The sequence below is a fragment of the Blastocatellia bacterium genome (genome assembly GCA_035573895.1).
Lineage (GTDB): Bacteria > Acidobacteriota > Blastocatellia > HR10 > HR10 > DATLZR01.
Map to the genome: position 1 here is coordinate 1 of DATLZR010000052.1, position 25221 is coordinate 25221.

Genomic DNA, 25221 nt, shown 5'->3' on the forward strand with positions numbered 1-25221 from the left:
GGTTTCCACCGGTCCGATGACCTCGCGGTAGGTGCATTCCTGCCGGTAGCAGTAGTGGATGATCCCCTCGCGTTTGCTGACTTTCTCCAGTACGAAACTGCTTCCACAACGGGGACATTCCTTCTTCACCGGTTTATCCCAGACGGTGAACGAGCAGGTGGGATAGTTGTTGCACCCGTAGAAGATGCGCCCTCGCCGCGATCGTTTGACGACGAGTTCGCCGCGACAGGGAGTCAGCGGACAGGGGATACCGAGCTTCTCCTGCTGGATATAGGAGCAGTCGGGACGGCGGCTGCAGGCGATGTACTCGCCGTAGGGTCCTTGCTTGAGCACCAGATGCGCTCCGCATTCGGGACACGTCTGATCGAGCGGACGATCAGGGGCGCTCAGTTGACCATCTTTCTTGATGCGTCGCGTGGTGCGACACTCGGGATAGCCCGTGCAGGCGAGGAACTGACCGAAGCGACCGCGCTTGATGGCCATGGGGCGTCCACATCGCTCGCATTTGATCTCACCGAACTGATTTTCGGCGTCGGCGATCTGGGCTTGAACCTCGGCTTCCGCTTCCGCCGTTCGGCGCGTCGCTCCACAGGACGGGCACTTGAGATAGGGGCCGTAGCGCCCCACTTTCTTCAACAGGAGTGCCCCGCACTGCGGACATTTTTCTTCGGTGGCCACGCCCGCCTTGACGTTCTCCATCTCGCGCTCGGCCCGCTTTAAGTCAGCCTCAAACTTGCGGTAGAAATCCTTGAGCACCTTCACCCACTTCACCCGACCCTCTTCGATTTTATCCAGCTCCTCCTCCATCTCCGCCGTGTACTGGACGTTGAAGATGTCGGTGAAGTGTTCGACCAGCAGATCGCAGACGAGCGTGCCCAGTTCGGTCGGTCGGAATTTGCCCTGGATTTTCTCGACGTAATCGCGATCCTGGATGATGCTGAGGATTTGAGCGTAGGTCGAAGGTCGGCCAATTCCGTTCTCCTCCAGCGCCTTGACCAGGGTGGCCTCGGTGTAGCGCGGGGGCGGTTGGGTGAAATGTTGTTCGGGCACGATCTCCTGGACGGTGAGTCGCTCGCCGACCTCCAGAGGAGGCAGGACGGCCGTCGCCGCTTCGCCGTTATTATTTTCCTCCGATTCCTCGCGGGCCTCCTCGTAGACGGTGAGGAAACCCGCGAACTTGAGGACCGATCCGGTCGCCCGGAAGATGCAATCCCCCGCCTGAATGTCAATGATCGTTTGATCGAAGACGGCCGGTTTCATCTGGGATGCAACGAATCGTTGCCAGATCAGCTTGTAAAGTGCCAGCTCATCACGGCTGAGGTAGGGAGCGACGCTCTCAGGCGTTCGTTCGACCGAGGTCGGACGAATGGCCTCGTGGGCGTCCTGGGCATCCTTCTTCGAGCGATGGAGGTTCGGCTCGGCCGGGAGAACGTCCTCCCCGAAATGCTCGGCGATGAACCGGCGCACCTGCTCCAGTGCCGTCGGAGAGACTCGCGTCGAATCCGTTCGCATGTAGGTGATGAGGCCGACGCTGCCCTCGGCGCCAAGCTCCACCCCTTCGTAGAGTTTTTGTGCCAGGCTCATCGTCTTCTTCACCGGGAAGCGCAGCCGCCGCGATGCTTCCTGTTGCAGCTTGCTGGTGGTAAAAGGAGGCGGAGGATTTCGCTTCTTTTCCCTGGTCTCGACCGAGGCGACGATGAAATCGGCTCCCGCGAGGGCAGCGATGATGTCACGGGCTTCGGCTTCGGTCTTGATGTGCCGCTCGGTCGGTTTCTCCGGCTCATCGAAATTCCCCGTCTTGACGGTCTTGTCACCGATGCGAACGAGGTTGGCCACAAACGGGGGAGGAAGCGCCGCCGAGAGGGTGGCGTGGATGGTCCAGTACTCGGTGGGGACGAAGTTTTGAATTTCTCGCTCCCGCTCCACGATCAGCCGCAGGGCGACCGATTGCACCCGACCGGCCGACAGCCCCCGCTTCACTTTCTTCCACAGAAGCGGACTCACCAGATAGCCGACGAGCCGGTCGAGGATGCGTCGCGCCTGCTGGGCTTCATATTTGCGCAGGTCAATCTGCCCCGGATGCGCGAACGCCTCCAGCACCGCCGCTCGCGTGATCTCGTTGCAGAGGACGCGATAAACGGGTTTTGTGTTTCGCGTCCCCACAAGCTCCTCCTTCAGATGCTGACAGATGGCTTCGCCTTCGCGGTCGGGATCGGCCGCCAGATAGATGGCCTCGGCCGCCGCGGCCGCTTTCTTCAACTCGGCGAGGATTTTCCGGTTGTTTTTCTTGATGCTGTCGGGGATGACGACGTAAGTGGGCTTGAAGCCGTTTTGAATATCTACGCCCAGTTCCTTCTCGGGCAGGTCCTTGATATGCCCGACGCTGGCCATGACCTTGTAGTCCGCGCCGAGATACTTATTGATCGTCCTGGCCTTGGCCGGTGATTCGACAATGACGAGATTCTTGGCCATGAGTCACATCTTTTTCACGAAGTTCTTTCCCGGTAATTGGCTGATTTTACCCTTCACTTCGAGCTCGAGCAAGACCTGCATCAGCACGGACGAGGGAAGACCGCTTGTCGCCAGCAACTCATCAATGTGCGTGGGAGTATCGAATGAAAGAAGAGCGAGAACTTTCTGCTGGCGCTCATCGAGGGTCAACGTGAGCTGCTCGGCGTCGGGAGCGGGCGCCGCCAGCTCCTGCTGGAGGATCCGCCGACTGATGTCGTAGGGCAGCTCCTCGACGACATCGCGCCAGTACTGGACGAGCTTGGCCCCGCTTTTGATGAGATAGTTGGGACCGAAGCTGGTGGCCGACGTGATATTGCCCGGCACGGCAAAAACATCGCGATCTTGTTCGATGGCCAGGCGAGCGGTGATAAGCGAGCCGCTCTGTTGAGCCGCTTCCACCACCACGACGCCGAGCGACAACCCGCTGATGATACGATTGCGAAAGGGGAAATTCTGCGGCGCCGGAGGCGTTCCCAGAGGGAATTCCGTCACCAGTGCCCCGCTGGAGCGAATCGCCTCGGCCAGTCGCTGATTCTCCCTCGGATAGGTGAGATCGAGCCCGGTGCCGAGGACGGCGATGGTTTTCCCTTTGGCTTCCAGGGCCCCGCGATGAGCGGCGGAGTCAATGCCCCGGGCGAATCCCGAAACAATCGTCAGCCCGCGCGCGGCCAGATCACGGGCCAGTTGTACGGCGACATTGGCTCCGTAGGTGGAGGGACGGCGCGTTCCCACGATGGCGATACACGGCTGGCCGAGCGCCTCCTCCAGGCGGCCCAGGGCATAGAGCACAATCGGCGGATCATAAATCTCGCGCAGGAGCGCCGGATACCGGGGATCGGCCAGAGTCACAACTTCCGCTCCCATGGCGTCGAGCCGCTTCAGCTCCTCCTCAGCCAGACGACGGGGCTCCGACGCATGGAGGCGATCAATCGCATCATCGCTCAGACCAAAGCTCTGCAGATCGGTCCGCGACGCGGCGAACACGGCCGCGGGCGATCCAAACCGCTCGATGAGTCGGCTCGCCGTGCGTGAGCCCACGCCGGTGATCAAACTCAAAGCCACCCAATCGTTGAGACCTTCCTGCGCGTGTGACATCGGGAATCTCACTGAACCGGACGTCAGCGAATCCGCTCCTTCCGGGACTGTCGTTGGTGCCTTTCAGGAGGAAAGGCGTTTTCTCTGACTGCCGGTGTCGCGCTCAAGGCGCATGAGTGTAGCCGCTCAGGACGAAGAAGGCAACTGCCGATTACCTCCGATCAACATTTCACTCTCGATCCCGGTGTCGAGAAACGGGATCGAGAGAGTCCGTGACTCGCCGACCGACAGATCCCTTCACTGCGGGAGCTGTCGGGGTCGCTCAATGGCCGGTAGCTCTCCGGTGAGCGACTTCAGGAATTCGACGACCGATTTCAGCTCGTCATCGGTGAACGGCTTGATCGGCATGATCTCTCCGTGTTCCTTCATGTACCGGCGACTTCGGCCATTGAGGGTGAAGAAGGCGACGTCTTCCAGCGTCGCCTCGTAGCCGTTGTGCAAATAGGGCGCCGTCAGAGCAATGTTGCGGAGCGTGGGCACGCGGAACTTCCCCACGTCATATTCCTTCTTGGTCAGATTGTACAGGCCGTAGTCCGGCGCCATGTAGAGCGTCGTGCGGGCGATTTCATGATTGGTGAAGAAGCGCGTGCGATGGCAATCGGTGCATTTTCCGCGGGTGAGAAAGATCTCCAACCCTTTCTTCTGCTCCTCGGTGAGAGCTTCGGTGTCGCCCTCGATGAACTTATCGAAAGGAGAGGGGCCGGTGACGATTGTCCGCTCGAAGGTCGCCAGCGCCTTGGCCAGGCGGTCCGGCGTCACCTGATCGCTGCCGAAGGCCGCGCGAAACAGCGGGCCGTAGCCGGGGATGGCGGCAATGGCTCGGGCCGCTCGCTCGGGCGAACTGCCCATGTGCGGACTGGAGAGTTCCTTGAGGGCTTGATCTTCTAAACTCCTCGCCCGCCCATCCCAGAAGAATTTTTGATAGTAGGCGACGTTCAGCAGCGACGGCGTATTGCGCATCCCTTTGCGCCCACCGACTCCCACGCACACGACTCTGCCATCGGCCCAGGCTTTCTCCGGAATGTGACACGAAGCGCAACTTGTCTTTCTGTCGCCCGAAAGACGGGGATCGAAAAAGAGCATCTTCCCCAGTTCGACTTTCTCGGGAGTGATGGGATTATCGGGGGGCACGGGGACATTTCCCAATGGACCCAAGGCTGCTTTGAAGAACGCCTGCCGGGCCTTGTCGCTCAGTTGGGCCAGCGCCGCTTCCCGCCCCTTGGGAGGAGCTGACGTCGTCACTTCCTTGCGCCCGCAGCCCACCAACACCACCGACAGAAGGGAGAGGATCAAGGCCGGGAGAACGATTCTTTGCTTACCCATAGCGTCCTCCTTCGTCGGAGAAAATCGTCCTCGCTTAGGATAGCCCTCCTCCCTGCTCCAGATCAAGAAAAGCTTCTCCGCTCCGAAAGGGACGGTCGAGGGTAAAACCATCGAGATCAAACGAATGAGCCCTCCGCCAGCAGGACCTTCCCTCTCTTCATGAGCCAGCATATTTAGCGCCCCGTGAGGAGCGGCATGTTTGGCCGACATGCACATGCCGCTCCGCCGGAGCCGGGGGATCCCCCTAGCGCATCCCCGTCCGCGAGGATCGTGCGGATGACTGTCCGGCCACCGTCAGTGGAGGGAGCGGACGCTTGAGCACCTCCTCGAAGAGATTGAAGATGCGCCGATAAGAATCCAGCCGCGAGGACTCGTTCTGCCACCCGTGATCCTCGATGGGCATGGTGGCCAGCTCCCAGCCGGTCTTCTTCAACTCGATGAGCCGTTGAACCAGACGGATGGTGTCTTGATAGTGGACATTGCGGTCGTGCATTCCGTGAAGGATGAGCAACCGATCCTTCAACCCATCGGCATGGTAGATGGGCGAACTCCGACGATACGCTTCCTCGTCCTCATAGGGGAGATTGAGAATGTTCGACGTGTAGGGATGGTTGTAGTGGGCCCAATCGGTCACCGGATAGAGCGCTGCTCCGGCAGCGAACACGCCCGGATGTTTGAACAGCGCCATCAGGGTGAAGAATCCGCCGTAGCTGCCTCCGTAGATGCCGATGCGGCGGGGGTCAATCCCCTGCGTCTGTGCGAGCCAGCGGGCCGCCGCCACGGCTGAATCCACGTCCTTGCCGCCCATGTTACGGTAAATGGCCGTGCGACAGTCGCGCCCGTAGCCCGATGAGCCGCGATAATCGAGATCGAGTACGGTGTAGCCCGCCTGGAGGAGGACGTTGAAAAACGGCGTCGTCCCGAAGCCTCCCCAATTCTTGAACACGCTCTGCGCGTATCCGGCACCGTGCACATAGATCACCGCCGGTCGCGTCGGATGAGGAACATCCGGCTTATAGAGGCGGGCGTAGAGCAGGTTGCCGTCGGCATCGGGGATGGTCACGATCTCGAACTTTCGCCAGCGATAACTCTTGAACTCGTCGGTGTAGGAATCGGTCAGGCGGGTCATCGGGGCTCCCGGCCGATTCTCCATCAGGTAGAGATCGGGAGGCATATCGGGATTGGTGTAGATCACGGCCATCCACTTTTCATCGGGCGAGAGGGTGACGGAATAAACGCCTTCGCCGCTCGTGATGCGGGTGAGAGATCCGCCGGTCACCGGCAGAGAATAGAAGTGGCGCTCGCCGGGATGAGGCTCGCTGGCGGTGATGTAAAACGTCTTCTTATCGCGGGAGAGTTGCACGCCGGTGATCTCCCAGCGACCCGACGTGAGCGGTCGAGCCGGACCACCGTCAATGGAAATCGTGTAGAGGTGGAAATAGCCGTCCCGCTCGCTGCGGAACCAGATGGTGCGATTGTCGGCCAGCCAGCCATACGGTCCCTGGCTTAAGATCCAGGCGTCATCATGCTCGGCATCGAGAATGCGAGCGGTCGCCTGGGCGACATCCAGGAGCACGATCCAACGATCCTTATTATCGCGGGCCCGCAGGACGCAAAAGGCCTGGCGGCCATCGTCGGACCATTGCACGGCCACCCCGCCGGGGCCACCAAACGGACCGGCCTCCGGGCTCATCAATTGAAAGCCGTACTCTCGCTTGCCCAATCCCATATCCACATAGCGGATCGCTCCTGTTTCCGTATCCATCACGCCGAGCTTCTGCTGCACCTGCGGAGCGCCAACTTTCACGCGACCCGTCCCGCCGATTTGCGTGGCCAATCGTTCGGTCTCCACATATCCGCTCCGGGTGACGTACTTGGGCATTTCGGGGATTTTGGCGCGGGCGGCTTCGGTGCGATCGTTGAGGATGAAGGTCACGAACTTTCGATCCGGGCTCAATTGCAGGCTGGTGACCGATTCGTTCTCTTTCAGGTAGGTGGGATCGGGAAAAGGTCCTCGCTCGCGTTTGGTCCGTTCCTTCTGCTCCTTCTCCTCCTTATCCTGCTTCCGAATGATCTCGAAGAGTTCGAGCTGCTGTTTCTCCAGATACTCATCCTGCCTGGAGAGTTTGGGCTTTTCCTCGGGATCGCGGCCCCGGCGAAAATCGGTGATCTGCCGGGTCTCGCCGGTCTCGATCACCCACTCGAAGAGGTTATCGCCCCGCTGGTAGACGATGCTCCGCTCATCGAAGCTGAAGCGAGGGTTCGACTCCGCGTCGGCTGTGCGTGTGATCTGGCGCGTCCGGCCGCTGCGGATGTCGTGAAGATAAAGGTCGCCCTGAAAAGCGTAGACTTTCAAGGTTCCGGCAGCGTTGCGATCGCCGGGATTGGATGAGAGCCAGCGCTTCTCTTCATCGGCGACCTTCCGCGGTGTGGCTCCCGGCGTGCGAATATCCAGTTCGTAGAGTTCGGCGCGATCCTGTCGTTCGGGATTCCATTGAAAATGCAGTTTGCTTCCATCCTCGGTCCAGCGAATTTGCGACGGGGGGGTTCCGGCCCATTTGCCGGGATCGCGCGAGATGGCTTCGAGCGTCAGTTGCGGAGGAGGTGGAGCGGCCGGTGACGTGCTTCTCCGGGCGCTCCTTTGACCCGTCCCCGCGAGTGCTCCAAACGGGAGCGTCAGCCCCCAGATGAGGGTGAGTGTCACGGCGATGAGTCGGGCAACCGATAGGCGTAGACGCATAGATTCGATCCTCCTTGCTGAAGTGATTTCGCCACTGGTTACGTCTGACCGTACGAGGAAAGTTACATCCCGCTTCCCACCGCAAGCAAGCAAAAAGGGGCTCCTTCCTCGCGTGCATCCCCGAGCGTCTCGCATCGGGGCGGGCACCGAGCGATCCCTTGCAATCCCCCCGCTCATCGTGGTTATCTATTTCGGGACAAGGAGCCATGGCCATAACCAATGCAGATGTCGCTCGCCTCTTTCGTGAGATCGCCTTCCTGCTCGATATGGAGGGCGTGGCCTTCAAGCCGCGCGCCTACGAAAAGGCGGCTCATGCGATTGAAGCGATGACCGAGCCGCTCACCGATGTCTACCGACGGGGAGGTCTGGCGGCTCTCGAAGCGATTCCCGGCGTCGGGCGGAGCCTGGCCGAAAAGATCGCCGAATATCTTCAGTCGGGCCGGATGACCTACTACGAGGAACTCAAAGCGAAGTACCCGATTGATCTCCCCTCGCTCATGGGCATCGAGGGCGTGGGACCGAAAATGATTCGCACCCTCTACGAAGAACTCGGAGTGAAAACGCTCGACGATCTGGAACAGGCGGCCCGTCAGGGCCGCATTCGCCATCTCCCTCGCTTCGGCGAGAAGATGGAGCAGAAGATTCTCAAAGGGATTGAATTTCGCCGTCGCCACGGCACGCGATTTTTGCTCGGCGAGGTGCTGCCGTTGGTGCAAGAGCTGTGCCAGCGGCTGGCGGCACGGGACGACGTCGAGATGATCGAAATCGCCGGTTCCATCCGCCGACGCAAAGAGACCGTGGGAGATGCTGACCTGCTGGTTGTCTCTCGCCGCCCCGGCCCGGTCATGGACTTTTTCGTCGCTCAACCTGAAGTCCTGCACGTCCAGGCCAAGGGCGAGACCAAAACCAGCGTCAAATTGAAAAACGGCATGGATGTGGATCTGCGAGTGGTCGAGCGAGAGAGCTTTGGTGCCGCCCTCCAGTACTTCACCGGCAGCAAGGATCACAACATCGAACTGCGCCGCATCGCCGAGAAGAAAGGCTGGAAGCTCAACGAGTATGGATTGTTCAAAGGCCGCAGGCGCATCGCCGGACGAACCGAAGAAGAAATTTATGACGCCCTCGGCCTCTCCTACATCCCCCCGGAACTGAGAGAAAATCAGGGGGAGATCGAAGCCGCGCGCGAGGGGCGGCTGCCCCGGCTCATCCCCTACGGGTCACTGCGCGGCGACCTTCAGGTTCAAACCAACTGGACCGATGGAGCCAATACGATCGAAGAAATGGCGCTCGAAGCCAAGCGCCTCGGCCTTGAATATATCGCCATCACCGACCATACCCGGAGCCTGGCCATGACCGGAGGCTCGGACGAGAAGAAACTCCTCCGCCAGATGCGGGAGATTGATCGGCTCAACGAGAAACTCGACGGAATTCGCCTGCTCAAGGGAGCCGAAGTCAACATCCAGCGCGATGGGACGCTCGACATTCGCGATGATGTTCTGGCGCAGCTAGATGTCGTGGGGGTGGCCGTCCACTCCCACTTCAACCTCTCGCGGCAGGAGATGACCGAGCGGATCATTCGAGCAATGCGGCACCCCTACGCCGACATCCTGTTTCACCCCACCGGGCGGGTGCTTCACAAGCGCGAGCCTTACGAGGTGGATATTGATGAGATCATCCGGGTGGCGAAAGAAACGGGAACGATCCTGGAAATTGATGCCTATCCCGAACGGCTCGACCTCAAAGACGAGCACATCCGGCGAGCCGTCCAAGCCGGTGTCCCGCTGGTCATAGACTCGGACGCGCATCATCTCAGTCACTTTCGCGTCCTCAGTTACGGGATTGCTCAAGCGCGTCGTGGCTGGGCACGATCGGAAGATATTCTCAACACGCTTCCCTGCGATGAATTCCTCGCCCGATTGAAGCGGCGCCGTCTCCGGTGACGTACCGCAGACTTCAGGCCACCGAACAGGCTCAATCGCCAACGTTACCTCCGTCACAGAGCAGATGGCCGGCGCTGCCGCCTTAGCCGTAGAGCGCCCGATGGACGGCCTTCGCTAGCGTTTTCACATCGTAGGGCTTGGTGACGACGCCCACCACCCCATAGCCGAAGAGCTGCGTGCCGATCTCTTCTGAACCATATCCGCTAACGAGGACGATCTTGACCCCGGGATTGATCTCGTGGAGACGGCGGCTGACCTCGCGCCCGTTCATATCCGGCATCAGGAAATCGAGCAGGACCAGGTCAACACCGGGCCAGCGGGCAGTATAAATGCGGAGCGCCTCCATCCCTCCTTCGGCGGGAAGCACCCGATAGCCCAACGATTCCAGGATGTTCTGTCCCAGCTCTCTCACCATCGGCTCGTCATCCACGAGGAGGATCGTTCCCGTTCCCCTCGGCACCGTTTCGTCGCGGTCCGCTGCAGCGGGCACCTTCAGTATCCCTACGACGGGAATGTAGATGAAAAAGGTCGTTCCCCGATCCACTTCACTCTCGACATCAATCCAGCCGCCGTGAGCTTTGATGATGCCGTAGGCCATTGACAATCCCAGACCGGTTCCGGTCCCGATCTCCTTGGTAGTGAAAAAGGGATCGAAGATATGGGGACGGATGGAGGGCGAGATGCCGAAGCCCGTATCGCTGATGGTCACGCGGGCGAACATCTCGCGGGGAGCAGTCTCTCCGGGACGCGGCACCGAGGTGTACTCACAGGCAATCCGCAGCCGACCGCCGTGCGGCATGGCATCACGGGCATTCATGAAGATGCTCAAAAGCGCCTGTTGAATCTGCGCCGGATCGGCCGTGATGAGAAGCGTCTCTTCCGGCAGTTCCGTTTCCACCCGAATATTTTCCGGCAGCGCCCGTCCGAGCAACGTCGCCATAGTCGAGAGAAGCTGTGTGAGGTTGCACGGCTCCTTGTGGTCTGTTCTGGGGCGGCTGAAGAGCAGCAGTTGACCGACGAGATCGCGCGCGCGCGCCCAAAACGAGGATGCGCTCCAGATAGTCATTGAGGGCCGGGAGGTCAGAGCCGAAGCGAACCTGCGCCACTTCGGCAAATCCCAGGATGCCGGTGAGAATATTGTTGAACTCGTGAGCGACGCCTCCGGCCAGCGTCTCAATGGCCTGGAGCTTCTCGGCCAGAAAGAGTTGCTCTTGCAGCTTGCGTTGAGCCTGTTCGGCCCGCTGACGCTCGATCTCCGCGCCCAGGCGCTGAGCGATGATTTCCAGCAGGCGCATTTCCACCTCGCTGAAATTCTTGGGTCGGGAATCAAAACCGTTGACAATCCCGATGACCTTCCCATCGCTCGCGTAGATCGGCGCTCCGATGTAGGACTCGATCCGTAGGGTTCGCAACTCGGGATCGTTGGGAAAGAGCTGCCATGTACATTCCGGATAGGCGCAGACCCGAGGCTCCTCGATGACGGTCTCGCAGGGCGTCCCCGCCAGCTCATAACGCCGACCGTGCTCGATCAGGCCGTTCTGATAGAACGTCAGGGCGCGCACCTCCCGCGTCCGGGCGTCGAGTTCGCCGACGACGACGTAGGAGACCCCCAATAAATCGGCCAGCGTCTTCGCCGCCTGGTCAAAGAGGCTCTGTCCATGGTAGCGGGTGGCCACGTCATAAATCCGGGCGATGCGCCGCTCCGCCTCATATCGCTCGCTGACATCGCGGGCAATCGTGTGCATCAGAGGGCGACCGCGAATGATAACCCTTCGATTGCTGAACTCCACCGATACCTTCCGCCCGTCCTTGCGCCGGAGAAAGGCTTCCGTGGTGATGTCCCGACCGCTCATGATCGCACGGAAGGTGCTGCGAAAGGCCAGCAGGTCTTCCTCCTCGTGGAGATCGGGGATACTCATGCGGAGCAATTCCTCGCGGCTGTAGCCCGTCAACTCGCAGGCCGCCTGATTGACGTCAATGAATCGCGCATGTGCATCCACCAGGAAAATGGCGTCGCGCGAGCCTTCAAAGACGGCTCTGAACCACTCCTCGCCTTCCTCAAGAGCATCCCTCAAGCGCCGCTGCTCGGTGATGTCTCGCTTGATGGCCAGAAAGCCGATGGGCTGTCCCGCTCTATCAGTGAGCAGTGTGAGCGTCACATCGAGGACGAGTTCGCGCCCGTCCCGGTGGTATTGAATGATCTCGCCCCGCCATTGGCCCTTCTCACGAAGGATTCGTTGCTGCTCGGCCCACGCCTGCTCGCGGGTCTGTCCTTCGAGCTTCGTCCTAATGACCTCGTTCACGCCCTTGCCGATGACTTCGTCGGCGCGCCAGCCAAACAACCGCTCGGCCGCTTGATTCCAGGCGGTAATGCGATAGTCCAGATCCACCGCAATCACTGCCTCGCCAATCTGATTGAGGAGTTGCGCCTGATAAGCCAACCGCTCTTCAGCCTCCTTTTTCTCGGTGATGTCAATGAGCGTTCCCTCATAGTGAAGAACGCGTCCCTCTGCATCCCGCACAACCCGCGTCAGACCACGAACCCAGACGATCCTCCCATCCCGCCGACGCAACCGGCCCTCCGACTCCAAAACGCCCGCCTGCTCGAGTGTCCGTTGCCAGCGCGACCGATCTTCCGGATCGCAGTGAAGATCGAAGGCCGAGATTTTGAGAATCTCCTCCGGAGTGTCATAGCCCAGCAAACGTGCCAGCGTTGGATTGGCATAGAGGATTTTTCCCTCCGGCGTGCTTCGATAAACTCCGATGAGCGCATCGGTAAAACCATCGGTGAACTCAGGAGCCCGATGAGCTGACTGAACAGCCATAAAGGCGATCTTCCCCTCCTTCCGCGGTGAATCGCTTCCGACCATCTCGCCCCCCACATTGCCGAATTTTCTATAGGCTCACGGGTGGTTTTCCAGCTTCTGCTCCACTTCTACTGAAGAGCCAGAGTCCAGCAAGCTCAGGAGTTCTTCCCGGGTGAGCGCAAGAGGCTACGTATATCAAGGTCACGGCGAATTCGTCAAGGCGATTTTGACTCTCCCGCCACGGCCAAGGGAGGCATTCTCACGCGCTATGACAACCACGGGGCAGCCGTCCACCCCTGTGGGGGGTCTCCCCCTTTCAGCCTATCCGGGGCAAATCCGAAGGGCGACCCCTCGACGGGAACTTGAAGAAGAGCTTTCTGCTCCTCTGTCGGGGAAGCGGTGAGCGGAACGAGGCCATCGCTGACGTGGGTCAGCTCTGATGACCGTTTTCGCCCTTGAATAATTCGACGGGAGTCCTCAAAATCAACCTTTCTATGTCTCAGGCGGTGACCGTGCTCAACTCTGCTCGACGCCTCATCGGTGGACTTATTCACCGGCTTTTGATCGGTGGATGCGTGATCTTGCTCTGTCTGTCGCCTGTGGGAGGACAGGGCCAGGAGACTCCGACGTCCTCTTCAACGGCGTCGCCCATTCCACCGGTTTATGTTGACAACCTCCTCAACGGTCTTCGGGTCTTCATCGTAGAGCGGAAAGGAGAGCCGACGATCACGCTCAGCTTGCTGGTGGAAAACGGTTCTGTTTTTGATCTGGCGCGGAAGACGGGAACGGCGGCGGTGATGGTGCGCGCGATGCTTCGCGGGGCGCGTGATCTCAGCGGGCAGACCATCGCCGAGCGGCTCGAGGCCCTCGGCGCCCGCGTGGATGTCTCGGTGACGGTGGACGCCATGCACATCCTCCTGGAAGCCCCTTCGCGCGGAGCAACGGAACTCATTCCCCTGATGGCTCGGTTCGTTTCCTTTCCCACGTTTGCGGCTGAGGAAGTCACCCGTGTGAAGCAGCAGTACCTGGCGGAACTGCGCACCCGGCGCACCGATCCGGCCGCCCGCGCCGATGAAGAATTCCTCAAAGCCCTCTATCAGCCTCACCCCTACGGACGCCCGCCGGAGGGAACCGAAGAGGAGGTGGCGGCGCTGTCGCCTTACGATCTGCTTCGTCACCATCGCCGATTCTTCATCGCCAACAAAGCTTCTCTGGTGATCATCAGCGATCTATCGCCCCAGGCGCTGATGCCGCTTGTACGACCCTATTTTGGGGCGTTCCTCAAAGGAGATCCCGTTCCCGCCAGTTTCCTGCCTCCTTCGGCTCACACGGGCATCACCATCAAGGTGTACGATCGTCCCGATCTCACCGAGTCTCACATTCGCATCGGATACTTCGGGCTGGAAAAATTCAACGAAGACTATTTCCCCGCCCTCATCCTCGGCCAGATTCTCACGACCGACCGATTGCCCCGGCTGATCGGCTCGAGCGATCAGCGCGCGGCGTCGGGCTGCCGGTTCGAGCTGCGGTCCTTCAAAGGGCTTTTCCTCTGTCAGGCCGCTGTGCCGGGCGCGAAAACAGTTGAGACCGTTGCCGGTCTGCTTCGTCTTTTCGCCGAGATTCGCACGCACGGGGTGACCGAGGCGGAGGTCAACGCCGCCGCGTCACGGCTGATCGAACACTACAGCTCCCGGATGACACAGGCCAGGGAGATCGCCCGCGAATTGCACCGGATTGAACTGTATCGTCTGGGCCGCGATTATCCCCAGAAATTCCGCGAGCGTCTGAGTCGCGTCACTCCGACCGATGTGAAGCGGGTCGCCGACAAATACCTTCCCTCGTCCACGGCCATCATCGCCGTCGTTGGTCCGGCCCACTCGTTTGCCGAGAATCTGAAATCCCTGGGAGCCGTCGAGATCGTCAATGCCCCACCGGCGAGCAAACCGGGCGAATGATCCCGGTATCGCTCCCACACCGGTAAGGACCATTACGAAGGACCGGGGCGAAGCTGCAAGCGATGTCGCGCGGCTCGCTCGACGGCAGCCTCACTGAAGGGAAAAAGACCGGGCTGGACGCGAATCCACTCGTCGAGCTGATCCTGATAGTGAGGACTCGCGTGATGCCCCGATTGACCCAGTGTGATATGCAGGCGCGTTCGGTCGAGGTCGGAGAAGTCCACGATCAAGCGCATGGAGACGCCGTACATGCGCTTTTTGCCGTAGGCATTGATCGTGTTGGGCGATCCCCCCATCTCGATCTCTCGCGAGTTGAGCAGCCTCTTGAGCACGCTCAGCCGACTGAGCGGATGGGCGAACGTCAGCGTGTTGAGCCGACCATAGCGCCAGGATCGAGAATCCGGGCCGAGGTCGCGGGTCAACTGTTCGAGAGCTTCCAGATAGCAATCCTGGAGCACCTTCTCGTAGGAGTCATACCCCGAGGGCAACCACTCGCGAGGTCGTTCCGTGATGAGCCAGTCCACGAGCAGCGAGTCATTGGCCCACTCATAGTTCTCCCAGCGGTCGCCGAGAACGCCTTTGAGGATCATCTGGCGGAAGAGAGTCCGCATGGTCGTCACGAGCGCCGCCGCCCGGCTCTCCGGGCGTAGTTGACCGTCCCAATCGGCGAGCCATTCTTTGATCTCTCGCCAGAGGCGATGATCCCCTCCAGCGCGGGCATTTCCCAGGACGGCATCGGCGATTTTCACCACCTCGCGGGCGAAAAGAGCGTCGGGAATCGAATAGACGTCGGCCTGGATGAGTCGAACATCTTCCACGCTCACCCGGGGTTTCTGCGAGAGAAGCTCGATGATGCGAGCCGCTCGATACGGCGGATACCACAGGTGCGTCAGGTGGTACCGGTATGATCTCCCCACGATACGTTGATTGGCCGTGACGATGACTCCTTCGGGGGGATTGTACAGATGCGGCAATTCATCAAAGGGGACGTATCCGATCCACTCCCCCTGGCCGCGTGCGCCGTCAACCGGGACCGATCCGTCGCCGTGCGCCCGCAGCGGGATACGACCTGCGGCATAGTACCCGATGTTGCCCGCGCCGTCGGCGTAGACGAAATTTTGCATGGGGCCGGGAAAGTGTCGGAGCGCACGGCAAAAGTCTTCCCAGTTTGTGGCCCTCATGATGGCGGCGAAGGCGGCGAACTCGCTGGCATCGTCCAGCGCCGTCCAGCGCAGCGCGAGCTTCTTATTCTGCTCCTCGGCGATGATCGGACCGTGACGCGTGCGCACCACACGATGAATCACCGTCTCCGTCCGGTTTGAGATCAGCGATGTCCGAACCCGAATGGGCTCGTCGAAGACCTCGGCTTGCTGCCAGGTGGAACCCACCCGGTAGAGCTGCGGGTTGTCCGGGTGAAACTCCTCGATGAAGAGGTCCTGGACGTCGGGATAGACGTTGGTCGCGCCCCAGGCGATGTGTTCGTTATGGCCGAGAATCACGCCCGGCACGCCCGGCAGCGCCACGCCCGCGACATGTAGTGTCGGGCACTTCAGGTGAACGGCATACCATATCGAGGGATTGGTGTGACCGAGATGAGGATCATTCGCCAGAAGAGGCTTGCCGGTTTCCGTGCGGGAGCCGCTGAGGACCCAGTTGTTGCTCCCCATCAATCCCGGAGCCACGCCCAGAAGAGCACGCGCCTGATCCTCGGCCCTCATCCAGGCGGTGAGGTCAGAAAAAGCGGGCCGGGATTCTTTTCCCTGCACCGCACCAGCAGAAGCCGTCGCCTTCGTCCCCGGAAGGGGCTCGGATTTCACGGGCGGCGCAACGGAGTCATCCGTTCCCACGACCGGACGATCGAAGGGCGAGAATTCCGGCAGAAGCTTTTGTCGTTTGCCCTCGTCTATTCCGGCCAGGACGAAACCGCGCATCCAATCCGCTCGCCAGGTGGAACTGAGCCATTCGGCCAGAACTTTGCCGATGACGAGCGAATCCACCGGCTCCCACGGTCGGGGTCGGTAATTCAACAGACGAAACTCGAAGGGAAGCTGATGACTCTGCGATTCGATATAAGCGTTGACGCCCCGGGCGTAGGCGGTGAGGACCTGTTGAATGTGAGGATCCAGTTGATGCAGCGCCCGTTCGCAGAGGCGGCGATAGCCGAGCGTGCGGGATCGCTTGTCCATCTCCAAAGCTTCCGCGCCGAAGATTTCCGCCAGCTCGCCGCGTCCGACGCGCCGACTGATGTCCATCTGCCAGAGCCGGTCCTGGGCCGTCACGTAGCCCTGAGCGAAGAAGAGGTCCTCTTCGGTGGCTGCCCGGAGATGAGGAATTCCACGATCATCGCGGAGCACCAGGACGGGAGCGGTGAGTCCCTTCACGATGATCTCGCCATCGAGCTGCGGCAGACCCGCCCGCGACCAGCGATAGTAAACGCCCGCTCCAACGGTGACCGTGAGGACCACAAGGACGACGACCACTGTGAGGAGCTTTTTCACCATCGTCCGATGAAACGAGAGATCGCCGTCGCACCGCCATGTCAGGTGGAGGGATCAGCCCCTGCATAGACATCGCTGGCGGCCTCCACGCCGGAGCCGCAGCGGAATCCCTCGCTGCGCAAAACATGTTCCAGAGCGCCGAGCAAAAGCAATACGTTCGCGCGGGTGCTGCTTTCGCCCATGAGGCCGATCCGCCAGATTTTCCCTTTCAACGGTCCCAGCCCACCGGCGATCTCGATATTGAACTCGGCCAGAAGGCGCGCCCGCACGCGGGCCTCATCAACTCCATCCGGGACACAGACGGTATGGAGCGTCCAGAGCCGGTGGGATTCGGGGACGAAAAGTCGAAGCCCCATCGCTTCGAGTCCCGCCCAGAGAGCGCGGGCATTCAGCTCATGCCGTCGCCAGCGAGCTTCCAGGCCCTCTTCGGCGATCATGCGCAGTGCTTCTCGCAGCGCGTAGTTCATCGAGATGGGAGCCGTGTGATGATAGGTTCGCTCGCTGCCCCAATACTTCTCCACGAGCGAAAGATCGAGATACCAGCTCTGCACCGGCGTCCTGCGTCGGCGCATCTTTTCCAGAGCGCGATCGGACACGGTGATCGGCGCCAGTCCCGGCGGACAACTGAGGGCCTTCTGCGAGCCCGAGTAGCATACGGCCAGGCGATGCTGATCCACGCCGACCGAATGGGCGCCCAAACTGGTGACGGCATCCACGATGAGGAACCCTTCGCGCTTGTCAATCGCGGCGGCGAGCGGCTCCAGAGGCTGAAGCACACCGGTTGATGTCTCCGCATGAACGACGAAGACGACGCGGGCGCGCGACGCCTCCAGCGTCGCCACGATTCGCTCGGCATCCAGAGGGCGCCCCCATTCCGTCTCCACTCGCAGCGGACGCGCTCCCGCGCGACGGGCAATCTCATACATCCGCTCACCGAAATAGCCGGCGATGCCGATGATCACTTCTTCGTCGGGTTCCACCATGTTGACCATGGCCGCTTCCATACCGGCGCTGCCCGTCCCCGACAAGGGAATCGTGAGCCGGTTGCGCGTCTCGAAGACATAGCGCAAAAGCTCCTGCACATCGTTCATGCAGGAGAGAAAGACCGGATCGAGATGTCCCACCAGCGGCTCGCTCATCGCACGAAGGACGCGATCCGCCACCAGGCTCGGACCGGGACCAAGAAGGACGCGACGCGGGGGATGGAATTCAGCGACGTTCATTTCACCTCCTGGAGAAGATCGAGGACGAATCGAATGGGCGTGGCCAGACCGATGGATCGGGCGCCGGGATCGAGAGGCTCCCCCAGTTCGCCCAATCGCGCCGTGAGAACGCCGATGACTTTTCCCTGGCGGTTGAAGATCGGACTGCCACTGAACCCTTGAAAGACGGGAGCATCCAGTTGAATGATCGTGGGAGTGCTCTTGCTGATGGTGCTGCGGGTCAGGGTCGTGGTCGCTCGCTGTTGACCGGTCGTTTGCAGCAGCGTCGTCCCCAGAGGAAACCCGATGATGGCGACCTCGTCGCCCTGTCGCGCCTGAGCGGTGTCCGGCTCGAACCCGGAGACCACCGGGACGGGCCGGTCGGTGACGATCTGCAAAACGGCCAGGTCCGTCTCCTTCGATCCCCGCAGCAGTCGCGCCTCCAGAGCATCCTCAGGGGTTCGATCGGCGAAGATGACCGTGAGCGAAGTCGTCCTTCCCTGAACCCCCTGCGACATCATCTTCGGATCAACTTCCCAGGGACGGATGATGTGATAGTTGGTTACCACCAGACCCGAAGGATCAACGGCAAAACCCGATCCTTCGCTGACGGCCGCGGTCGTCTGACCGGTGGTCGGATTAGTGAGGGTGAAGGAGTTGCGGATGAGAACGACTGCCGCCTGATTGAGTTCGGCCACCGCAGAGAAGCTCGAATCATTACCGGATGACGAGGGATTCAACGAGCGGTCCCGCACGAGGAATGTATAGGAGGTGGCCGCCAGAACGCCGAGCGCCACAAGCGACAGCCCCATCACCCACCAGCGAAGTCGTCGGGAGGATCGGCGCAGCGCCGCATCAATCATCATCTGCACGGTCGTCCGGCCCAGGCGCGAAGAACTGGCCTCGCGGGCTTCCGTCTGAATGAAAGAGGACACCGAGGACGTTGCCGCCCATCCCTCCTGCTCCTGAAGCAAACCGGTGCCGGTTTTCACCTCGACCTCCGGGCCCACCTCGATGCGCAGGCGCGGCCCTTTGCGCCCGAACTCGACGAGATCGCCGCTTCGCAGGTGCGCCCGCTTGACCTTCACGCCGTTGACGTAAATTCCGTTGGTACTGTTGAGGTCTTCGAGGATGCACTCTCCGCCCTGAACGAAGAGGGCGGCATGATGAGCCGACGCTCGTACATCCTGGGGATGAAAGACGACATCGTTATCGGCGGCGCGACCGAAGGTGATCGCTTCTTTGTCGAGAACCTGACGCTGTCCGGCCCATCCCCCCGTGAGATGTGTGATGATGACAGCCATCGCTCGAACCTAGGTGTCGGGTTCTTTGCTCGGTTCTTGAAGGGGTGGTTTATAGCCTTCGATGAGTTGCGCCGTGACGGTTCCGAAGCCGGTGCGGAGTCGCGCGGCCACGGGAACGTGTCGCTCGTCTTCGGTCACCCACACGACCATCTCGCCCTCTCGCTTGATGAGTCGCCCCTCACCGAACACCTGCGGTTCCAGCCGCAGGGCTTTGATGCGACCGAGCGGCGTTTCCACTTCTTCCGGCGGAAACACCTTCACCTCCAGATCGAAGGTCTCCCCTTCGTCGCTCAAGGGGAAGACAAACGACGTGTTGGGGACGAGCGGCTGACTCCGCACGTAATAGGTGGCCGAGACGATGTCCTGAACCCAATCTCGCGTCGGCTTCTCGCCGACTTTCGGCGGTTCATCCGGCCGGGTCAAATCCCGCACGACGAAGGTAACGCGTTGATTCTCCCGATCGAAAACGGCCAACTGAAACAGTCTCGTCTTACCCTCGGCGAGATTTTTGCGCGTGCGTACCACGCCGAACGTCTCGATATCTACAAACGACTCGAAAAGGTCTTCGACGGTGATGCCGAGCAGGGCCAGCAGGACGCCTTCCGAGCGGGCTTCGGCCCGAATGTGATAATGCCTGGTCAGCGGTTTCTCCTGGGAGAGATCGAAAGTGAAGGTCAGCTTCCCGACGGTCGCCGAGATAATGAACTTCGAGTAGCGCACCTGATAGACGAGTTTCTCTCCGGGAGAAAACGGCAGGGTCTTGGGGATTCTCGCGGTCGCTTCCGACGGCCCCGTTTGCTGGAGACTGCTTGAGGGTCTTCCCGGGCGGGAACCAACAATCACCAACAGAACGATCAACCCCCAGCCGATGCGGGAGCGCAGCCTGACCGATCCCGAGTGCCGCGCACCACTCATAGGGCCTTCACCAGCAACAGAGCGCAGACCAGGAGGAACCCGACGAGCGCCCGATATTCCCGGTTTTCCCAGTAGACCGAGAAGGCGAATCGGGGCGGCGCGTCCATTCCCACAGACGCCCGTCCGGGGGTTCCGACGTCAGAAGCGGAAGCCACTGTCTCCGCAGACGCGCGCGCGCCTCGCCGCAACCGGGGAAGAAAGAGGGGAACCGCCTGCTCATAACGATCATAAGCCGGCCCGAAGAGGGCCCGGAGATGTTCGCGTTCGGCCACCATCGCCGGATAGTAAAAGACGCCAAAGAAGAGAGCAAACCATAGCAGAAGGCCGGGACTCCCGCAAGCAAGGCACAGTCCAACCCCAATAAGCAGTGATCCGAGGTAGAGCGGATTACGAGTGAGGGCGTAAGGACCCGCTTGAACGAGGACGCGATCTTTCCTGAGATAGCCCGACGCCCATGCCCGAAGGATCAATCCCACCGCGGCCACACTCATGCCCCACATCAACGAGGAGATCGTCGGCTGCGCCACACTCAGGCTGATGAGGACAAAGAGGAAGCCCGCCGGGACGCGCGCTCGACGCAATCCTCGAATGAGTTTCCAGCGATGATCGGTCAGCGAGTCTGCCATCGCAGCTCCGTGCCGGAGGCAGTGAGTGCCAGCCTCCGCTCGATGGCCTGTTTCACCGATTCGACGGGAATTTGCAGCATGGAGGTGGGGTCGGCACGGCGGCTGTAATAGCGATAGCCCTGGTCGAGCGACTGCTCAACCACCTCGTCCCGAGGGTCAAAGGGCCCGTTGCGCCGCGCCGACGTTGGACCGTAAAGAGCCACAAGCGGCGTTGCCCGTGCTGCCGCCAGATGAAGCGGTCCGGTATCTCCGCCGAGGAACAATCGCGCGCGGTCGCAAAGCGCCGCCAGTTGCTTGAGCGAACAGGGCAGAACGAGCGGACGTGCCCGCCGACACCCACGGACGATTTCTGCAGCCAGGTTCTCTTCTGCCGGGCCGATCGGGATCACGCTCGCCAGCCCGTAGGCTTCATGGAGGAAATCGGCGATCTCGGCGAAACATATCGGAGGCCACCGCTTGGCCGCCCATCCGCCTCCGGGAGCGAGCACCACAAACTCGCGGATTCCCACCGCGCGCAAGCTGTCCTGGACGAACTCCCGATCTCGCTCGGAAATGAAGAGAGGGAACTCATAGCCCGAACCCGCGCCCGCGTCTCCCACCGATGCTCCCTGGCCGAAGGCCGAGCGAACGAGTTGAAGGTGCTGATCAATCACATGCTCGGACGACAACACCGGCACCTGCTCGGTGAGAAAGAACCGGCTGGCCGGTTCTTTCAGGGCTGCCGTCTCCCGCCCGATGCGCCGGGGTGCGCCCGAAAGAGCGGCGATGACGCCCGACTTGATCAATCCCTGGAAATCGAAGGCGAGATCGAAAGACTGGCGGCGGAGATCGCTCCCCATTGCGCGAATTTCTCGCCAGGTGGCGGGGCTTCCGAGAGCCCGTCGCCACCGCCGCGTATCCACCGTGATGAGCCGATCCAGGACGGGGCTTCCCTCAAGCAGCTCGGCAAACGGACGTTCAACGATCCATGCGATCTCGGCCTCGGGACGCGCGCGCCGCACCCAGGCCACCGCCGGAAGCGTGTGAATGATGTCACCGAGCGAACTGAGCTTGACGATGAGAATCTTCACCGTTGATCTCCCGAAGCGGACGTATCAGACGACGAGAACCGCTCCACGATCCGCCGCACCAGCTCCTTGCTCGAATGCTTTTTCTCATCACCGACGATGGCGACCGCACCTCCATAGGAGCGAACGACCTCGCGTTCGGGAACGGAATCTTCGGTATAGTCGGTCCCTTTGGCGTGAACATCCGGCCGAAGGGCGTGCAGGAGGGCATCGGCCGTGGGCTCGTCGAAGATGGTGACGAAATCAACGCAGGCGAAGGCCGCGATGATCTCCGCTCGTTCCGCGGCCGAGAGGATCGGTCGGCCCGGCCCCTTGAGCGCCCGGACCGAGGCATCCGAATTAATCCCCACCACGAGGAGGTCGCCGAGCGCCCGCGCCGCCTGAAGGTATCGCACATGGCCGACGTGAATGAGATCGAAGCAGCCGTTGGCCAGCACGATTCGTTTGCCCTCGGCCCGCGCCTGAGCCACACGAGCCACCAGTTCATCGCGCGGGAGAATTTTTTCCCTTCCCATTGCGGAAACTTCCTCCTGCTGTTGCGAAGGCTACCGATGCCGCCAGCTCCTGCGGGCTGGCCGTGGCCGTGCCCCGCTTCATGACGACGATGCCACCGGCGTGATTGGCCAGGTGAGCGGCCTCCAGAAAGGTTGCTCCCGCCGCCAGCGCCAACGTATAGGTGGCAATGACCGTATCTCCGGCGCCCGTCACATCCACCGGCTCATCGCTTCCGACAACCGACAGATGCACAGCCGACCGCCCATTCTCGAAAAGCGACATGCCGTCTTTCCCGCGCGTGATGAGCAGAGCCCGAAGGCCCAACTTCCGGCGCAGGTCTCGTCCCACCCGTTCGAGTGTCGCCAGATCATCAATGTGGTGACCGTAGAGCGCTTCCACTTCCGATTGATTGGGAGTGGCCGATGTGAACCCCTTCAGTTCCGCCAGGCGATAGCGCGAATCAACCGTGACGAGCAATCCTCGCCGATGGGCCAGCTCCCTCACCGCATCTGCCACCGCCGGAGAGACGACGCCGTAGTTGTAATCGGAGAGGATCACCGCCTGAGCGTGCCGCGACGCCCGACGAAGCTGCGCGATGAGGTCCCGCGTGAGCGTGTCAGCGATGCGCTGGTCCGGCTCGTGATCAATGCGGATGACCTGCTGCCGCGTCGAATGGACCGAACCGGCGAGAATGCGCGTTTTCGTCGGCGTGCGATAACCGCTCACCGGGAGAATTCCCGAGGTGTCCACACCCCGACGCCGAAGGGCCTGGACGAGCTGCCGACCCGCCGCATCCCGCCCCACCACGCCGACGACCGCCACCCGAGCCCCCAACGCCGCCAGATTGGCCGCCGCATTCCCGCATCCTCCCGGATGCAACTCCTTCCGCTCAAACCGCAGGATCATGACTGGCGCCTCCCGCGAAATGCGAGAGATCTCCCCGTAGATGAACTCATCCGCGATCACATCACCGACGACGACGATCCGTCGGTCGGAGAACGCGCGGATGAGGTCGAGTAATCGGTTGCGATCAGGCGCGGCCACCATGACGGAGAATCCAGTGAACGGCTTCCAGAAGCGTCGGCGCAACATGATCGGGCGGTCGCGGCCAGAGATGGCGCCCGGCTTCGTATTCCGCTCGGCCATAGCCGGTCAGCACGAGGATGGCCCGAGCGCCGACGGCGTGAGCCAGCTCCACATCCGTGTACTTATCCCCCACAAAATAGGACTGCGTCAGATCAAGCGCGAACTCCCGCTCGGCCCATTCGACCATTCCCGGCAGAGGCTTGCGACAGCGACACTGCTGCCGATAGGCCGCAACGGTGGCTTCGGGATGATGCGGGCAGTAATAAATGGCATCGAGTCGTGCTCCCCGCGCCTGCAAGTCCCGACGGAGCTGATCGTGAATCGCCGCAATGTCCGCTTCCGTGAGGTATCCTCGCGCAATCCCCGATTGATTGGTGAGCACGATGGCGCGAAACCCCGCCTCGTTAATCAAGCGCACCGCTTCCGCCGCCCAGGGAAAAAGACGCAAGCTCCCCACATCGGTGACGAATCCGACTTCTTCGTTGAGCGTCCCATCTCGATCTAAAAAGACGGCGCGTTCAGCCATGAGCTTCTCCTTGTGCGAAAATGCCGGTGCGGGCGCGGTCGAGAATCTCGGTGGCCGGTGCGAGGACATCGTCAACCTGGACCCGCGTCATGCAGCGATGATCAATCGGACACTCCCGCAACATGCAGGGGGAGCATTCGACGGGATGCTTGACGACATACGCGTGATCCGAGAAGGGGCGGGTGGCGAAATCCTCCGTCGGGCCGAAGATCACCACCGTGGGGACACCGACGGCAGCGCCGACATGAGCTGCGCCCGTATCATTGGAGATGAGAAGGTGTGCACAACTGAGCAGTGCCAGCAGATCGGCCACCGTTGTCTGCCCGGTCAGCACGAGCGGCTCTTGCCTCATCTGCTGGCGGACGCGCTCAGCTACCGCCCGCTCGGCTGCCGTCCCGATGAGGATGACGGCCGTATCGCCCCGTTCGAGCAAGGCATCGGCGACGGCGGCGAATCGCTCCGGCAGCCACTGTTTGGCACGACTGTTGATGGCTCCGGGGTTGAGAACGACGAGCTTCTTGCGCAGATCCAGACCGGCTTCGGCCAGCCGCTTCTTCATCTCCTCCTGACGAGGAACGGGCACCGTCAGACGAAGATCCGAAGGTGACATCATCGGGCGAGCATCTGCCGACAGCATCCGGGCCGCCTCCGCTACCAGGTGGAGGTAGCGATGCACCTCGTGCTGCCGCAAGAGCGTCGGCGCGAGAGCAATCGGATGCGTCAGCAGGAAGCGACGCCCGTGCGTGGCATAGCCGATCCTCACGGGAATTCCCGCCACGGCGGTGAGAACTGCCGCACTGAAGGCATGAGGGAAAAGGATGGCAGCATTGTACCGGCGTGACCGCAGCTCCCACCCCACCCGAAGAAAGTCGGTCATCGAGCGAAGCGGTCGAACCAGCACATCATCCACGCACTCCAGCTCGCGGAACACATCGGCGACCGATGGTCGCACGAGCAATGTCAGATGGGCCCGGGGAAAACACCGACGCAGATGCCGCAGGGCCGGGATCGTCATGATCGAATCCCCCAGCCAGTTCACGCCCCGCACGAGGATTTTTGTGTTCGCATCCGCCATGACAGATCGCCATCCAGCGTCGTTGACGGAAGCTCCCGGCATCTCGCGCCCTCCTG

General features: G+C 61.3%; 18 protein-coding genes. 2 read left to right on the forward strand and 16 right to left on the reverse strand.

All coding sequences use genetic code 11. From position 1 onward, the window contains the following. The 4 genes from topA to VNM72_05700 form a co-directional block, all read right to left on the reverse strand. Positions 1 to 2472: type I DNA topoisomerase (gene topA, locus VNM72_05685; GenBank protein HXF04888.1), on the reverse strand; the 2472-nt coding region annotated here is incomplete at its 3' end. A 3-nt stretch (positions 2473 to 2475) separates the two neighbouring features. Next, a complete protein-coding gene (gene dprA, locus VNM72_05690; GenBank protein ID HXF04889.1) occupies positions 2476 to 3606 on the reverse strand; it encodes a DNA-processing protein DprA in 1131 nt (376 codons plus the stop codon). Positions 3607 to 3843: 237 nt separating this feature from the next. Then, a complete protein-coding gene (locus VNM72_05695) occupies positions 3844 to 4929 on the reverse strand; it encodes a cytochrome c peroxidase (protein ID HXF04890.1) in 1086 nt (361 codons plus the stop codon). Between the two features lie 244 nt (positions 4930 to 5173). Next, a complete protein-coding gene (locus tag VNM72_05700) occupies positions 5174 to 7669 on the reverse strand; it encodes a prolyl oligopeptidase family serine peptidase (GenBank protein HXF04891.1) in 2496 nt (831 codons plus the stop codon). A gap of 206 nt (positions 7670 to 7875) precedes the next feature. On the opposite strand from VNM72_05700, the gene polX reads away from it, so the two are divergent. Continuing rightward, a complete protein-coding gene (polX, locus tag VNM72_05705; GenBank protein HXF04892.1) occupies positions 7876 to 9609 on the forward strand; it encodes a DNA polymerase/3'-5' exonuclease PolX in 1734 nt (577 codons plus the stop codon). An 82-nt stretch (positions 9610 to 9691) separates the two neighbouring features. Here the strand turns inward: polX and VNM72_05710 are convergent, their stop codons facing one another. Both VNM72_05710 and VNM72_05715 read right to left on the reverse strand, forming a co-directional pair. After that, positions 9692 to 10426, reverse strand: a complete 735-nt coding sequence (locus VNM72_05710) for a response regulator (protein ID HXF04893.1) — start codon at positions 10424 to 10426, stop codon at positions 9692 to 9694. Continuing rightward, entirely contained in the window at positions 10413 to 12434 is a 2022-nt protein-coding gene (locus tag VNM72_05715; protein HXF04894.1) for a PAS domain S-box protein, read from the reverse strand. Before VNM72_05715 ends, VNM72_05710 begins: the two co-directional genes overlap by 14 nt. 476 nt (positions 12435 to 12910) lie before the next feature. On the opposite strand from VNM72_05715, the gene VNM72_05720 reads away from it, so the two are divergent. After that, the gene (locus tag VNM72_05720) at positions 12911 to 14371 is read left to right on the forward strand and encodes a pitrilysin family protein (GenBank protein ID HXF04895.1); all 1461 of its coding nucleotides are present in this window, start codon (positions 12911 to 12913) and stop codon (positions 14369 to 14371) included. A 32-nt stretch (positions 14372 to 14403) separates the two neighbouring features. On the opposite strand, the gene VNM72_05725 is transcribed toward VNM72_05720, so the two are convergent. The 10 genes from VNM72_05725 to waaF are packed head-to-tail and all read right to left on the reverse strand — an operon-like array spanning position 14404 to position 25207. Next, entirely contained in the window at positions 14404 to 16872 is a 2469-nt protein-coding gene (locus tag VNM72_05725; GenBank protein ID HXF04896.1) for a penicillin acylase family protein, read from the reverse strand. A 38-nt stretch (positions 16873 to 16910) separates the two neighbouring features. Next, on the reverse strand, positions 16911 to 18092 hold the full coding sequence (locus tag VNM72_05730) for an alanine--glyoxylate aminotransferase family protein (GenBank protein ID HXF04897.1): 1182 nt from the start codon (positions 18090 to 18092) through the stop codon (positions 16911 to 16913). Beyond that, complete coding sequence (locus VNM72_05735) at positions 18089 to 19375, reverse strand: trypsin-like peptidase domain-containing protein (protein ID HXF04898.1); 1287 nt, start codon at positions 19373 to 19375, stop codon at positions 18089 to 18091. The genes VNM72_05730 and VNM72_05735 overlap by 4 nt, the downstream gene beginning before the upstream one ends. 9 nt (positions 19376 to 19384) lie before the next feature. Next, on the reverse strand, positions 19385 to 20290 hold the full coding sequence (locus VNM72_05740) for a DUF3108 domain-containing protein (GenBank protein ID HXF04899.1): 906 nt from the start codon (positions 20288 to 20290) through the stop codon (positions 19385 to 19387). Beyond that, positions 20287 to 20916, reverse strand: a complete 630-nt coding sequence (locus VNM72_05745) for an isoprenylcysteine carboxylmethyltransferase family protein (GenBank protein HXF04900.1) — start codon at positions 20914 to 20916, stop codon at positions 20287 to 20289. The genes VNM72_05740 and VNM72_05745 overlap by 4 nt, the downstream gene beginning before the upstream one ends. Further along, positions 20901 to 21986 (reverse strand): lipopolysaccharide heptosyltransferase I, encoded by a 1086-nt coding sequence (gene waaC / locus VNM72_05750; GenBank protein HXF04901.1) that lies wholly within the window; start codon positions 21984 to 21986, stop codon positions 20901 to 20903. Before waaC ends, VNM72_05745 begins: the two co-directional genes overlap by 16 nt. Further along, the gene (rfaE2, locus tag VNM72_05755) at positions 21983 to 22498 is read right to left on the reverse strand and encodes a D-glycero-beta-D-manno-heptose 1-phosphate adenylyltransferase (protein ID HXF04902.1); all 516 of its coding nucleotides are present in this window, start codon (positions 22496 to 22498) and stop codon (positions 21983 to 21985) included. The genes waaC and rfaE2 overlap by 4 nt, the downstream gene beginning before the upstream one ends. Beyond that, positions 22467 to 23570 carry a bifunctional ADP-heptose synthase gene (locus VNM72_05760; protein ID HXF04903.1) on the reverse strand — a complete coding sequence of 368 codons (1104 nt, stop codon included), beginning with the start codon at positions 23568 to 23570 and terminating at the stop codon, positions 22467 to 22469. The genes rfaE2 and VNM72_05760 overlap by 32 nt, the downstream gene beginning before the upstream one ends. Next, positions 23509 to 24090 (reverse strand): HAD family hydrolase, encoded by a 582-nt coding sequence (locus VNM72_05765; protein ID HXF04904.1) that lies wholly within the window; start codon positions 24088 to 24090, stop codon positions 23509 to 23511. The genes VNM72_05760 and VNM72_05765 overlap by 62 nt, the downstream gene beginning before the upstream one ends. Continuing rightward, positions 24083 to 25207: a lipopolysaccharide heptosyltransferase II gene (waaF, locus tag VNM72_05770; GenBank protein HXF04905.1), complete on the reverse strand. Its 1125-nt coding sequence runs from the start codon at positions 25205 to 25207 to the stop codon at positions 24083 to 24085. The genes VNM72_05765 and waaF overlap by 8 nt, the downstream gene beginning before the upstream one ends. Between the last annotated feature and the right edge of the window lie 14 nt (positions 25208 to 25221).